General features: G+C 63.9%; 12 protein-coding genes. 7 read left to right on the plus strand and 5 right to left on the minus strand.

From position 1 onward, the window contains the following. Window positions 1–65: 65 nt before the first annotated feature. Genes J3E64_RS16510 through J3E64_RS16535 form a run of 6 tightly spaced genes read left to right on the plus strand, consistent with a single transcriptional unit; the run spans window position 66 to window position 6,005 of the window. Window positions 66–671: an amino acid synthesis family protein gene (locus J3E64_RS16510; RefSeq protein WP_253344129.1), complete on the plus strand. Its 606-nt coding sequence runs from the start codon at window positions 66–68 to the stop codon at window positions 669–671. A gap of 3 nt (window positions 672–674) precedes the next feature. After that, the gene (locus J3E64_RS16515; RefSeq protein ID WP_253344130.1) at window positions 675–1,598 is read left to right on the plus strand and encodes an alpha/beta fold hydrolase; all 924 of its coding nucleotides are present in this window, start codon (window positions 675–677) and stop codon (window positions 1,596–1,598) included. Window positions 1,599–1,605: 7 nt separating this feature from the next. Next, entirely contained in the window at window positions 1,606–3,186 is a 1,581-nt protein-coding gene (locus tag J3E64_RS16520) for an acetolactate synthase large subunit (RefSeq protein WP_253344131.1), read from the plus strand. Next, entirely contained in the window at window positions 3,183–3,968 is a 786-nt protein-coding gene (locus J3E64_RS16525; protein ID WP_253344132.1) for an SDR family NAD(P)-dependent oxidoreductase, read from the plus strand. The genes J3E64_RS16520 and J3E64_RS16525 overlap by 4 nt, the downstream gene beginning before the upstream one ends. Window positions 3,969–3,986: 18 nt before the next feature. Next, entirely contained in the window at window positions 3,987–4,547 is a 561-nt protein-coding gene (locus J3E64_RS16530) for a cytochrome b (protein ID WP_253344133.1), read from the plus strand. A gap of 30 nt (window positions 4,548–4,577) precedes the next feature. Next, the gene (locus J3E64_RS16535) at window positions 4,578–6,005 is read left to right on the plus strand and encodes an NAD-dependent succinate-semialdehyde dehydrogenase (RefSeq protein ID WP_253344134.1); all 1,428 of its coding nucleotides are present in this window, start codon (window positions 4,578–4,580) and stop codon (window positions 6,003–6,005) included. A gap of 127 nt (window positions 6,006–6,132) precedes the next feature. On the opposite strand, the gene J3E64_RS16540 is transcribed toward J3E64_RS16535, so the two are convergent. From J3E64_RS16540 to J3E64_RS16550, 3 genes are all read right to left on the minus strand, one after another. Beyond that, window positions 6,133–7,137 carry a sterol desaturase family protein gene (locus J3E64_RS16540; protein WP_253344135.1) on the minus strand — a complete coding sequence of 335 codons (1,005 nt, stop codon included), beginning with the start codon at window positions 7,135–7,137 and terminating at the stop codon, window positions 6,133–6,135. 48 nt (window positions 7,138–7,185) lie between these two features. Next, window positions 7,186–7,551: a 2Fe-2S iron-sulfur cluster-binding protein gene (locus tag J3E64_RS16545; RefSeq protein WP_253344136.1), complete on the minus strand. Its 366-nt coding sequence runs from the start codon at window positions 7,549–7,551 to the stop codon at window positions 7,186–7,188. Between the two features lie 125 nt (window positions 7,552–7,676). Beyond that, window positions 7,677–10,001 (minus strand): TonB-dependent receptor, encoded by a 2,325-nt coding sequence (locus J3E64_RS16550; RefSeq protein ID WP_253344137.1) that lies wholly within the window; start codon window positions 9,999–10,001, stop codon window positions 7,677–7,679. A gap of 268 nt (window positions 10,002–10,269) precedes the next feature. Between J3E64_RS16550 and J3E64_RS16555 the strand changes: the two genes are divergently transcribed. After that, window positions 10,270–11,490 carry a hypothetical protein gene (locus tag J3E64_RS16555; protein WP_253344138.1) on the plus strand — a complete coding sequence of 407 codons (1,221 nt, stop codon included), beginning with the start codon at window positions 10,270–10,272 and terminating at the stop codon, window positions 11,488–11,490. 8 nt (window positions 11,491–11,498) lie between these two features. On the opposite strand, the gene J3E64_RS16560 is transcribed toward J3E64_RS16555, so the two are convergent. Both J3E64_RS16560 and J3E64_RS16565 read right to left on the minus strand, forming a co-directional pair. Continuing rightward, window positions 11,499–12,557, minus strand: a complete 1,059-nt coding sequence (locus J3E64_RS16560; RefSeq protein ID WP_253344139.1) for a hypothetical protein — start codon at window positions 12,555–12,557, stop codon at window positions 11,499–11,501. Window positions 12,558–12,924: 367 nt separating this feature from the next. Next, window positions 12,925–13,998, minus strand: coding sequence for an AraC family transcriptional regulator (locus J3E64_RS16565; RefSeq protein ID WP_253344140.1), 1,074 nt, complete (start codon window positions 13,996–13,998; stop codon window positions 12,925–12,927). Between the last annotated feature and the right edge of the window lie 102 nt (window positions 13,999–14,100).

Genomic DNA, 14,100 nt, shown 5'->3' on the forward strand with positions numbered 1-14,100 from the left:
GCGGGAGCGCGCTTTTGCTCGTGCCCATCCGGACGCGATCCGGCGAATAGCAAAGGAAGAAGCAAATGACGACTTATGCGCCGAACTTCGGCCCGTTCCACATCCGCAAGTGGTTCACCCAGGTTGAGGAAATTCTCGCCGGTGAAACCGGCGCCGCAGCCGATGGCGCCCCCGTGTTCAAGTATATGATCGCCGCCTGCATCAAGAATCCCTATGCGGGCGCCTATCACGAAGATCTGTCCGCCTGGATCGACGCATCGCCCGCGCTGGGCGTGGAGATCGGCCGCAGGCTCAATGCGCTGACCGGCGGGGCCAGGATCGAAAGCTACGGCAAGGCGATCCTGGTCGGGATCGATGGCGAATATGAACATGGCAATGCCCTGTTGACCAATCCGGCCGCCAATCCGGTGCGCGACGCCATCGGCGGAGGAGCCTCGTGGGTGCCCTCCACCGGCAAGCGCGGCGTTCCCGGCACGATCCTCGACATCCCCTTCGGCCACAAGGATGCGCTCTACGTGCGCTCGCACTACGACACGATGAGCGTCTCGTTCGATGATGCGCCCAATCGTGACGAGGTGATCGTGTGCTGGGCCTTCGCCACGCGCGGTCGGCTCAACGCGCGCCTCGGCGGCCTGCGCGCCGAGGATGCCGAAGGCAACGGTTTGACCTGAGCCATGGTTGCCGCCCTCGCCGCCGTTTCCCATGCGCCGCCCGCGCCGGTCAGCCTGCTGGCCGGTGAGCGGACCAGTCGGATCGCCAATGGCGATATCGGCATTCATGTGCGCCAATGGGGCGATCCGGCCGCGCCTGCCATCGTCCTGCTCCACGGCCTGCGCGGCTATTCGGGCACGTGGCGCAATCTGGCCGCAGCGTTGTCGGATCGGTGGCGGATGATCGCGTTCGATGCGCGCGGGCGAGGGGAAAGCAGTTGGGATGCCGGGCGGAACTACTATACCGACGCCTATCTCAGCGATCTTGAAACCGTGGTCGATACGCTGGCCATCGACCGCTTCGTCCTCGTCGGCCATTCGATGGGCGGTACGACGTCCTACTGCTACGCGGCCAGCCACCCCGATCGCCTTGCCGCGCTGGTGGTGGAAGACATTACCGCGGGTTCATCGACCGGTGGTGCCGGATTTGAGAGGATCGTCGCTGAAATGGCTGCGCTGCCTGCCTGCTTTGACGACTGGGCGGAGGCGCGGGCCTACTGGCGCAAGTTGCGCGCCAACGTGCCCGATGCCGCGATCGAGGAGCGGCTGTTCGAATCGATGCGCGCTGACGAAGCTGGCGGGATCGTATGGCGCTATGATGCCGAGGGGATAGCCGCCACACGCGTCGCGCCGGATTTGGCCCGTGTGGTCGATCTGCACCCGGTGATTGCGGCGATCCGCACGCCCACGCTGGTCATTCGCGGCGGCAAGTCGGACTTTTGCAACATAGATAAGGTTCGCGAACTGGAAGCCGCCAATCCCGCGCTCACGCACGCCAGCGTGGCCGAAGCGTCGCACTATGTGCATGACGATGCGCCGGAAAGCTTCGCGCGGCTGGTGGAAGGTTTTCTGGCTGGCGTGAACGCCGCTTCGGGCAGCCGGGGCTGACAGGAAGATGACAAAGATGGAAAATGCCGTCACCACCCGCCTTGGGGCCGACCTGCTGCTGGACAGCCTTTATCAGGCCGGCGCGCGGATATGCTTCGCCAATCCCGGCACTACCGAACTCGGCCTGGTCAGCGCGCTCGCTCGCGATGGCAGGATACGCTGCGTGCTCAGCCTGTTCGAAGGGGTCTGTACGGGCGCTGCCGATGGGTACGCCCGCGTGTCTGGCGAAGTGCCGTTGACCCTGCTGCACCTCGGCCCCGGCTTTGCCAATGGCATTGCCAACCTGCACAATGCGCGCCGCGCCGGTTCGCGGATTGTCAACCTGATCGGCGATCATGCCACCTGGCACCTGGCTTACGATGCGCCGCTGACCAGCGACATTCGATCGCTTGCCGCGCCGGTTTCGCGCGCCGTGATCACGATTGACCGCCCGCAGGCAATCGATGCCTGCGTAGCGCAGGCGTTTGCCGCCACCAATCTGGAGGAAGGCGGCGCGGCGACGCTCGTGATACCGACCGATGTGGTGGATGCACCTGCGCCGGACGCCGTCCAGCCCGTCCTGCCCGCGCCGTATCGCCCGACCTCGGTATCCGAAGCCATCGTTGACGATGCCGCCCGCGCGTTGTCGAAGGCGGGCGAAAGCATTGTCCTGCTTGGCGGCAATGCTTTGACCGAACGCGGCATTCGCGCCGGACAGGCCATTTGCACGCACCTTGGCGCGCGCCTGCTGATGGAGCCTTATCCGGCCATCGTCACGCTGGGCGGCGATCTTCCGGTGGTGGAGCGTCAGGCCTACTTCCCCGACGATGTGATCGCCCAGATGGGCGCGGCGCGGGTCGTGCTGGCCGGGGCACGCATGCCGATCAGTTACTTCGGTTACGAGGGCTGGCCCAGTCAGCTCGTGCCCGACGAAAGGCTGGTGCGCCTTGCCGAGCCCGGTGAGGATGCGGTCGCCGCGCTCGAAGCGCTGGCTGCCCGCCTGAAGGCAGCGCCCGCAGCGGCCCGGAGCACCGAAACACCGGGCGGATCGGGGCATTCGGAAGCGGCGCTTACCCCGGCCTCGGTGGTTGAGGAAGTGCTGGTCCAGTTGCCGCAGGATGCGATCATTTCGCTTGAAGGCTCCACGCTCGGCGGGCCATGGCTGCGCAACGCCCACCGCGCACGCCGCCACCGCGTGATGACCAATACCGGTGGTGCGATCGGGCAGGGCCTGCCCTGTGCGGTTGGCGCCGCGCTTGCCGCGCCAGAAGCCAGGATCGTCTCGCTCCAGTCTGACGGCAGCGCGCAATATACCCTGCAATCGCTCTGGACCATGGCGCGCGAGGGGTTGAAGGTGACGATCATCGTCGCTGCCAATCACCGCTATGCCATCCTCCAGACCGAATTGACCCGTGCCGCCGTTCCGCTTGACGACGCCGTCGTCGCCAGCCTGACCAAGCTGGACAAGCCGCGGGTGGACTGGGTCGCGCTCGCGCAGGGCTATGGAGTAGAGGCGCGCCGGGTTGCCACCAATGGCGAACTTGCCGCTGCCCTTGAACATGGGCTCGCGCTCGATGGCCCGCTCCTGATCCAGGCTGAATTACCATGACTAAAGGCGCGCCCGTTGCGGTGCTGACCGGCGGCAGCGGCGGCCTTGCGCCCGGCATCGCGACCGCGCTGCTGCAAGCAGGCTTCGTGGTGGTGCTGACCGCGCGGGGGGCAAAGGCGCTGGATGCCGCCGCCGAGCGGCTGCGCGGCGAGAGGCGTGGCACGATTGCCGCCATCGCTTCCGACGCGCGCGATCCGGCGTCCACACGCGCGCTTGCCCAGGACGTGCTCGCCCGGTTCGGCCGGATCGACGTGCTGGTCAACGCAGCGGCCAGTTCCACACCCATCGGTGGCGCGATCGAAGAACTGGACGTTGCCGCACTCATCGCCGATGCGGATGTGAAGATCGGTGGCTACCTGCGCTATATACAGGCGGTGGTTCCCGCGATGAAGCAGGCGGGGCGCGGCCACATCGTCAACATTGGCGGGCTGACCGGCCGATCATCCGATACGCTCAGCGGCCTTCGCAACGTCGCGGTCTCGCACCTGACCAAAGTGCTTTCCGACCAGTTGGGGCCGTTTTCCATCATGGTCAACGCGGTCCATCCGGGCATCGTGCGGACCCCGCACCTGGAAGAGCTCTTTGCCGAAATGGCTGACGAGCGCGGCTCGACCGCCAAGGACATCGAAGCCGGTTTCGTCGCCGATATCCCGACTGGCAGGATCCTCTCGCCAGCGGACGTCGGGCGCATGGTCGCGTTCCTGGCGACGGCCGACAATGCTGCGATCACAGGGCAGTCGCTGACGGTCGATGGCGGCTATTCGCGCGGTATCTTCCTGTAACGACGAAGGGGAGCAAGGATGGACGGTAACGGCAAGAAATATCCGCTCTCGATGCGGCTGCTGCACTGGGCGCGCGCGGTGATCATCCTGGGGCTGATCTGGTCGGGCTGGTACATGACCAGCCTTCCCGAAACGACGCCGATGGAGACATTTGACCTGTTCTATCCCAACCATAAGCAGTTTGGCGTGCTGGTGTGGCTGCTGGCGCTGGTGCACCTGACCATCCGCTGGCGCAACCGCGCCATACTTCCCGAGACGCCATCGTCGCTCAAGCCGTGGGAAAAGACGCTTTCTCATGTCGTCCACCGCACGATCATCGCGCTGACGCTGCTGGTGCCGGTGTTCGGCTACTGCATGTCCTCCAGCTTCACGCAGAGCGACGGGGTGCCGTTCTTCATCTTCGGCGAACTGCCCGAGCTGCTGCCCAAGAACGATAACGCGTTCGAGGTGTTTCAGGAACTGCACGAGCTGAGCGCCTACGCCCTGCTCGCGCTGGTCGTCCTGCATGTGGCGGGTGCGATCAAGCACCGCCTGCTGGACAAGGGCGGCGAGACCGACGTGCTGCCGCGGATGCTGTAATCCGCACCTTTCTTCCGGAGTGATTGCTGAATGACCGATAGGACCCTGGCGCTTCTCAAGCCCGAACATCTCGATCCCGCCGGGTTGGAAGTGATCAATCCGGCCGATGGCAGTCGCATCACGGCTGTGACGCGCCACGATATCCCGGCGCTCACGGCGATCATCGAGCAGGCGGATGTGGCGCGCCACGCATGGGCCGCGCGCACCGCGAAGGAACGCAGCGACGTGCTGCGCGCCTGGTACGACCTCATCATTGAAAAGGCCGAGGATCTTGCGCGGCTGATGACGCTGGAATCGGGCAAGCCCCTCGACGAAGCGCGCGGCGAAGTGAAATACGGCGCGGCCTTCATCGAATGGTTCGCCGAAGAAGCCCGCCGCGCTTATGGCGAGGTGATCCCTTCGCACGCCGCCGGCAAGCGGATCGTCACGCTGCGTCAACCGGTAGGCACGTGTGCCGCGATCACGCCGTGGAACTTCCCGCTGGCGATGATCACGCGCAAGGCCGGACCGGCGCTCGCGGCGGGCTGCTCGATCATTATCAAGCCGGCCGAACTGACCCCGCTTTCCGCGCTGGCGCTGGAAACGCTGGCGCATCAGGCAGGCATCCCGCACGATCTGCTGCGGGTGGCGCCCGTCTTCCGTTCCGCCGATGCGGGCGATCTGTTCTGCACCCACCCAATGGTGCGCAAGATCAGCTTCACCGGGTCGACCCGGGTCGGCAAGCTGATCATGGCCAAAGCGGCTCAGGGCGTGAAGCGGTTGAGCCTCGAACTCGGCGGCAACGCGCCCTTCATCGTGTTCGATGATGCCGATCTGGACCGCGCTGTCGACGGCGCAATGGCGTCGCGCTTTCGCAATGCCGGGCAGACCTGCGTCTGCGCCAACCGCTTTCTGGTGCAGGCCGGCATCCACGATGCCTTCGTCGAAAAGTTCGTCGCACGCGCCGCCGCGGTCAGGGTCGGCGATGGCCTGGCCAATCCGGCGGGCATGGGCTCGCTGATCAGCGAAATGGACGTTCGCCGGGTGGCGGACATTGTTGCACAGGCCGTGGGCGAGGGGGCCGTCATCGCCGGGACGCCGCCCGCCATTCCCGAAAGCGGCGCGTTCCATGCCCCTGTGGTGCTGACCGGCGTCTCCCCCGCGATGGCCATTGCAAGCGAGGAGATCTTCGGGCCGGTCGCGCCAGTCATCCGCTTTACCGACGAAGCTGACGCGCTGCGCATTGCCAATGACACGCCCTTTGGCCTCGCATCCTATGTCTATACCCGCGATGCCGCGCGGCAGTGGCGGATGATGGAGGGGTTGGAATATGGCATGGTCGGCATCAACGACGGCCTCATCTCCACCGAAGTCGCCCCGTTCGGCGGAGTCAAGGAATCGGGCTTCGGCCGTGAAGGCTCCAGCCACGGCCTGGCCGACTATATGAACATCAAATACTGCCTGCTCGGCGGGCTCTGACCGGGCGACGACCATGGGGAGCAACGCGGACGCCGATGAGGCTGTCGCCCGCCACCTTGGCTATGAACATGTGCCGGTGGCGCGCATATTGGGCTGAGCCTGGTCGGCCGGCCGCGCGACGGCGCACTCATGCTCTGTCGCGATTGCCGTTACAGCGCAGAACGCGCCAGGCGTTCTGGATCGGTTCGAGGTAAAGGCCCTTGAGCGTCCCGTGCGGATTGGCCTTGCCCAGTTCCTCCTCGCTCAAGCCCAGCCGGAATGTCTCGCCTTTGGCCGGAACGTAGATGGTGCCGAAAATCCAGTCCCAGATGAACAGCTGCACACTGAAATTACGGCTGAAGTGATGGCTTTCGGCGCTGTGGTGCAACTGGTGCATGATCGGTCCGCCGATAATGTAATCCAGGGGACCGAACGAAAGCGGGAAATGTGAATGGTACAGGATCGTCCGGATGTGCCAGACAACGCCCAGCGCCACCAGCGCGGGGAGCGTGCCGGACTGGAGAGATGTGCCTGTTGCCCATAGCACAACACCGGCCCCCAGCCCGTTCCAGAAGCCCTGGATGATCACGCTGGGCAGGACTTCGAGCGGGTGTTCACGGTCGCCGGTGAAGTAGTTGAGCGTTTCCGCCGAATGATGAACGCGGTGAAACGACCAGTAGATCGGCACGCGGTGCATCCACCGGTGGTTCCAGTAGTTCCCGAAATCGCCAACGACAAAGACAGTGCCGACCTGGCACAACAGGATCGCCCATTCGGGCCAGCTGACCGGCGTTCTTGGTCCCAGCCAGCCATCGAGCTTGCCGCTGAGAAACACCCCGAAGACGAGGGCCAGCGTTGTGGCCAGCGCGGTGAGCGGGGGCGCCCACAGGAAGCGCAACAGCCAGGACCGGCGGTCAATGCGGGCTGATTGCCGGGCGTCTTCGATCGGAGCAGTGCGCCGGAGAAGATGAGGATCGACGATATAGCGCGGAAGCTGCTGCAACGTGAGGCCGTTCGTGCGGCGCTCGAAAAGGTAGAAATAGAAGACCCCGCCAGCGGCGAAATAGACCAGGTCAAAGATGATCGCGCCGGCAAGGACTTCCTGCCAGGTCTGCGCGTAAGCGTCGGTCAAAGCCTGAACGATGGATTCCATGATTTATCTCCAATGATGGAGGACAGCCGATGGCGTCGAGAGGTGCGGCTATTCGGCGGGCACGACCGTGACAGCGAGGCCGGACAGCGCAGCGGAAAACGGCAACTGGCAGGAAAGGCGCGAGAAGGGGGTCGCGTTTTCGCTCGTTTCGATCAGTGCGGCTTCCGCTTCGCTCACTTCGGGCAGGGCGCCAGCCCATGCGGGAGCGACATGGACGTGGCATGTGGCGCACGAACAGTTCCCGCCGCAGTAAGCGGCCAGTTCCTCGATCCCGGCGTCGCGGATCAGTTCCATCAGGGTCATCCCTTCGCATGCGGGTATCGACCGCACGGCGCCGTCGGGTGTGGTGACAAGAATATGCGCTTCGTCGCTCGGGAGCTTGCTGGATGCGGCGTCGGCGGTGTGGGAAAACATGGTGGCGAATGTTCCTCTCTACAGTCGAATATGTGTTTCAGCAGCGCGCGAGGGAGCTGCGCCGGGCTTCCGCCGCGCTGCTCCCCGCGTCCCGCCACGGGCTGGATCAGGATGTCGTGGTGCGGTTAGAACGCCTGCCGCACTTGCAGTCCGATCTGGCGCGGGCGGCTGACGATCACGCGCGGCAGGCGTTCCAGGTTACCGTTGACAAGCTCCTGACGCTCGAAACCGGCAGACGGCTGGTCTCCGAAGTTCAGGCGCTTATCGAACGCATTCTTGACGAACAGCAGGACTTGCGTCGCGCCAAAGTTCAGACCGAAACTGGCGTTGACGATGTTGAATGGCTGACGCCTATAGGCTCCCCCTACGCCATCCGACACGGGCACGGCGGAGGTGTAGCTGTAATCTGCCGACAGGAACCCGGTCAGGTCATCCCCCAGCGACTGTTCGTAGTAGGCGGCGATGCTGGCCGTCCAACGCGGCACCTGCGCAAGGCGGCTCCCGGGAAGATCGGGCAGATAGCCCGGATCGACGAGAACGGCCGAGGTAAAGCCGACCCCGGCCTGAAGGGTGAGAGGGACATCGGCGATCGGGCGGCCGGACAATTCGAGTTCGCCGCCCCGGATGCGGGCCTTGCCCGCATTGCCGGTGAACGAGACCGTGCATTCGGGCAGGAGTATGGATTGCTGGATCGAGGACCAGTCGATCTGGAATGCGGCAGCCGAAACGCTCAGGCGTCGATTGGCCAGCTGGCTCTTGGCGCCGATTTCATAGCTCCACAGCGTGTCCGACTTGAACTGGCGCACATCATCGACGGTAAGGCCGAGCGCCGCCAGGTCGTTGGCGCAGATGCCGGGCAAGCGCTGCTGCGACCCGCCGGGGCGGAAACCCTTCGCTGCGGAAATGTAGATGTTGCCCTGATCTCCGACCTTGTAGGACAGAACCACCTTGGGCACGAAGCCGGACTGGCGATTTTTCAAGCCGGGTTGGCTCGCGCCATCCGGCCCGATGATGAACCCGGTATCGAGCGTCGGATCGGTGGTGCGCTTGATCCAGTAGCGCCGCAGACCAGCGCTCAGCGATAGCCGCGATGCGATTTCGTAGGTGAGTTCGCCGAACAGCGCGACATCGTTGGAATGCTCGATCAATGTGCTGTCGCCCAGATAGGGCGGCTCTGCCCCCGCATCGGCCAGCGCCTGGCTTTCCTGGCGGGGCACGCGGGTGTCACGCAGGACGTGCTGGTAATAAAATCCGACAATGCCCGTGAGACCGGGAAGAACGACGCCGTCATCAAACGAAAGACGCACTTCCTGCGTGAAGCGATTTTCCTTCTGCACGCTTACCGTCGCGAATATGGGGTCGTCGTCCAGAACGATGCCCACATCTGCGAGGAACTGGTTGGACCCTTCGGTATCGTCTTCCACCTCGTCGATCCGGCGCTTGAAATAGCTGGTCGAGGACACGATGGAAACGCCATCGCCCTTGTAGTTGAGCACCAGCGAACCGATTCCCCAGCGGTCCTTGGCCGCTTCCGGCACGTCGCGGGCGCGGTCTATCGTCAGTCCCGTGGGGCGATAGGCGGGCAAATGCGCGTAAACGGCGGGAAGGCCGCGAACCTTGGTGGACTGACCGATCGCGGAGAGGGTCATATCCAGGCTTTCCGTCACCTGCGCACGCAGCGTGGCCGAGGCTGAGGCGATCCGGTTGCGCCCCTGGCCGTCGCGGCTCTGCAACTGGCCGGTCTCATCCGGGAAGCGGCGCGTGATATAGCCTGACTCCTGCATGAAGCCGCCGGCCAGATGGAGTGCGACGCGTTCGGGTGCCAGCACAAAACTGGCCTGCGCATTGGCATCGAGGTCGAAACCGCCGTGACGGGTTTGGCCGGCCTGAAGCTGCACGACGCCGCTGTTCTCGCTGAGCGACGGTTGCTTCGTGATGTAGCGCAGGTTCCCGCCCATCGAACTGGCGCCGAACAGCGTGCCCTGGGGGCCCTTGAGGATCTCGATCCGATCGAGATTGAGCGTTTGCGGGCTGACGGAGGCGGGCACCGGTGTATCGTTGATATAGTAGGAGGTGGTTTCAGCACCGACGACGCCGCGGATCGTGGTTTGCCGGCTTCCGCTCCAAAGCAAGCTTCCCCCTTGGCCATATTGGAAAGTCAGATTGGGGATCTTGGTCGCGTAGTCCGCAAAGGTAGTGATGTTCTGCTTTTGCAGGAAGTCGGAAGTGTACGCGGTGACCGAAGCGGGTACTTCGGTCAGTGCCTCGTCCCGTCTGCGCGCAGAAACAATGATGGTCGGCATTTCATCGGCCTGCTCGGCCGAATTCGCCGGGCTGCCGCCCGGGTCGGTACTTCCCGGATGTTGCGACGCTTGAGCCAGAGCCATGCCCGGAATCCAGGCCGCGCTTGCCAGCAAGAAAATCATGCTGGATGAAAGACTGTTCTTCATCAACCCTCCCTCGGTGTATCCTTGAATAGCCGTGCCCGGTTGACAGTTGTGTCGGCTCTGGCTTGGTGTCCGTCACGGACCGCGTCGATCGCTGGGCGATCCCCGACCGGACGGTGAGTTACGAGTTGATAGTGGGTGACGGTCGGTCATGAAGGGGGGAAACAGTTTTTGATACGTTTCAGGCTCATGTATCGCGCGGATCTTCGGTTTGGCTGAGCCCGCGTCCGACCACGATTTTGCGGCTGAAGTGCTCAGGATCCGTGGGCTGTTGCAAGTTGAAGGCCGGTCGGAAAGCCTGTTGCGGTTGTTCGACTATCTCCATCTCCATTCGCAGGATATTCGCGCCCCCAAGGAAATCGAAATTGCGTTCGAAGTGTTCGGAAAGGATCTGCGCTTCGATACGTCGCAAGACGCGATGGTGCGTGTGTGGGTTCATCGCCTTCGCACGCGGCTGGATGAAATATATCGGGATTCGCCTGGGCCGCGTTTGACGGTGCCCAAGGGGGAATACCGCATCACCCTGATCGAACCGGTAATTTCGCCGACCATGCCGGAGGTGCCGGCTACTCCGTTTGCCCGTGCCGCATTGCGTTGGATGCCGCTGTCCCGCATCGCCACGCGATGGGTCGTGATCCTCGCGCTCCTGACGCTCCTGGGGTGGGCCGCTTTGTTCTACGTCAGGGCAAGACCCGAAGGCATGGAGGACAAGGCGGGCAGCCTGTTTGCGGCAGCGCAAGTGCGTTGCGGCATGCCGCTGGTGGTGGTGGGAGACAGCTATCTCTACGTGCAAACCCGCCCGGATGGTCGGCCGCCGCGTCTTGTCATGCAACCCGCGATCACTTCCGCTGCCGAACTCGAAACGGCGCGCGTAGGTGCGGGGGCGAACGGCGGGCAAGTGCTGGATCGCGATACTTATTACATGGCCGCGAGCAACGCCGATGGGTTGTGGTCATTGTTGGGGGCAACCTCTGTGTTGGGCAGCAGGGGATCGCGGCCGCCTGCCGTCCTGCCGAATTCGAAGCTGACCCAGCAGACGCTCAATCGCGGCAACATACTCTATTTCGGCCGCCTCGATCAGCTGGGTCTGCTTCGCGATGTCGTATTCGAGGCGTCTCGCTTTACGTTCGATCCGCTGAGCGACACTTTGGTCGACGAGCGTAGAAAGCGGCAATTCACCGCGCAGCTGACCGGCGCAACCGGCCGGGGCGATCGCACCCCGTTGCAGCGTCCCGTCTTTACGCAGGACTATGGTTATATTGCCAGGATCGTGAAACCGGACGGATGTGCGCTGGTGGTCGTTGCGGGACTGCAGGACGCGGCGTTGCCGCAGGTCGCGCGCATCGCCGGGGATGAGGCGCAGCTGGCCGCCCTATCACGCCAGACGAAGGGCGCGCCCTCGTTCGAAGCGTTGTACGAAATACGCTCGCTTGGCGCGTTGCGCCATGAGAGCCGGCTGGTGACAGCCCGGGCGCTGCACCCGGCGCGATAGCGGCGCAGTCAGGTCGTGCGACCCGTAACATGCGATTTTCGGGCCGGGGAAGCGGCGGTCCCAAGCGTTCGCCTGCCGAAGTTGCGAGCAACGAGCAAGCTGCGGCCGAAGCTCTCGCTGTAGAGCGCCTTGACCTCATACAAGGCTTCGAAGGCCGGACCCTTGTCGTTGGGGCCCGACCTGCCTACAGCCGAGGCGAGGCGGGCCAGATCAGGCTTGTTGATTGAAAGATCGCCCATCTGTGTAAGGCCGGCGTCTCCCAGCCCGGATAGGATGACAATGCGATTGCCCGACGGTCCGGGGAAGCTCGCGATATAGCCATAGTCGCGCTGTGGGACCGAGGCGGTGGAGACAAACGCAAGATCCGAGCGGTACGCGTTGCCGGTTGCCTTGTCGAGCAGTGCGCCATCGTCTGGACGCATTGCAAAGCCCGACACGCGCGACAATCCAGTCTCAAGCACCGGGCCAAGCCCGTCGAGGGGGCCAAGATAGACGATATTGCTGGACTTGAGCATGGCCGGGTCGAGCTGCGATGCCGGGATCACCGTTGACGACACACCCGCCGTGGCGAGCGCAAGCCGAACGCTCCGCAAGGCAAACACAAGGTTCGAACTGGTGTAAGCCAGATCGAGATCCACAGGACCATCGGCTCCCTGTGCGTTGCCGGCGTATTGACTGCCGAATGCGGCGCGGTTCGTTATGCCTGGATCCCGGACGATGCGGTCCACCTTCCCGGCGCGTCGTTCGCCGAACAGAAAATGGTCGCCCACAACGACGATCGTTTGCGATGGGCTTCGGGCGATGGGCTGCCAGAGGGCCGATTGCGCAAGCGTGCCGCCCCCAGCCCCGGAATAGCAATATATACCGGCCAATACGGCGTTGAGGGCGAGCAGACCGGTGATTGCGAGGCGCGACCGCGTCTTGTGTTGCGCGGGTCTGGATGGGGCGGCGGATGCGTCGAGCGGCGTTGGAGAATCCTGTGCTCCCTCTTGCAAGGCAAGCCGATACTCGCCCCGCGGAATGACCAGGCGAGGGCCGTGATGTCCGCCGTAATATTGGTCCAGCATCTTGCGCAGCCGGGAAACATAGACGCGCCCGCTCGACCCGGGAGGATCTGATCCGGCTTCCTGTCCCGCACGGATCGACGCCACGATGTCCGCTTCGCACGGCTGGAGGCCGCGCTGCGACTGATCGAGCAGAAACATGAAAAGTCGCAGCAGCTTTTTCGATCGGCGCGATGCAAGGAAAGCGGCAACATCCTTCGCATGGGCCTCCAGGTCGGGCCCGTTGGGGACAAGTCCGTCGTTCTGCTCTTTCATGTGCTGCCCTACGGATCGCGCTCAGCAAGCCCGTCTCGGCCTGACCGACCCGGCGAAAGGCTATTTGACCGAAGATTGTGTGAAATATCACGAGTGGACCGGGCCAAGGGCTTGGCTATCCGGCGTGTTCAGCCGAGTCAAGGACGGCACCCGGCTCCATAGGGTGCGACCGCCGCGCCTGGCTGGGGGTCATGCCGGTTTCCTGCACGAAGGCGCGCGTGAAGGACGCGGTTTCGGCGTATCCGCACAGTTGCGCCACCTGGATGATCGAGAGACTGGTTTCCTGAAGATAGCGCGTGGCCAAAGCGCATCGCCGCTGGCGCAGCATGGTGCGGAATGAGACGCCTTCCCGCCTCAGCTTCCGTCGCAAGGTCTCCTCGCTCATGCCGAGGCGCGCCGCCACCAGCCGGCAGGATGTGTCGCCGGTCTCGATCATGTCGGGTAACAGGCGATCGACCGCGCGGGCGATCGCGTCGGACTGGTCGGAAGCCGGCCGGCCGCGTTCCAGCGCGTGCCGGAGGATCGAAACCAGATGCGGATCGTGCAACCGCCCCGGCGCCGCTACGACCTCATCGTCGAGGATGATCGCGTTGCTCGGTTGTTCAAAATAGACCGGGCAGCCGAACACCGTATCGTAATGCCCGCGCGGCCCGGCGAGGGGGTGTTCGAAATGCACTTCCTGCGGCACATAGGCACGCCCCAGAAAGCGCCGGATCAGCGCATGTACATAGGCGAGGGAGAATTCCACATCCTGGCGCCGGGGATGAAGCCGATCGTCGAAAATCGTATAGCGCACGTGCGGATAGGCGGCGCGCTCGTAGCTTAGGGCGGTCACTCCCTGGATGCTGAACACCGAGTTGGCGAACGCCGTGATCGCTGCGTCGAGCGTTGCGGAGTGGATGAATGCGTAACCGAGCGCTCCGATCAGTTCTGGCCCCATGCGCGAGGAAAGGTCGAGCCCGAGGGTCGGGCGCTCCAGCCGCAGCGCCAGCCGCTCGAACAGCCGCATGTAGGCCGCCAGCGGGATGGATGCTTCTGCACCGAGCAGATCGTTGTTTCGCAATCCTTCGGTGTCAAGAAGCTGCGTGCGCAGGGCAGGGCTGACAGCCGCAGCTTCAAAGATGGCGGTGAGCACCCGGGCCTGAATGACGGGCAGGGACTGCGCAAGCGGGGGCGAGTCATGGATCAAATGCAGCGCTCCATTCCGGGGTGGAATAACATAATGAACCGATCTGCACGAAAATATCAAATAGCTGCCCGAAAAAATCAATCTTCAGGAGTGGGTTTCGCT

This window comes from Sphingobium sp. OAS761, from assembly GCF_024168485.1.
In the GTDB taxonomy this organism is placed as follows: domain Bacteria; phylum Pseudomonadota; class Alphaproteobacteria; order Sphingomonadales; family Sphingomonadaceae; genus Sphingobium.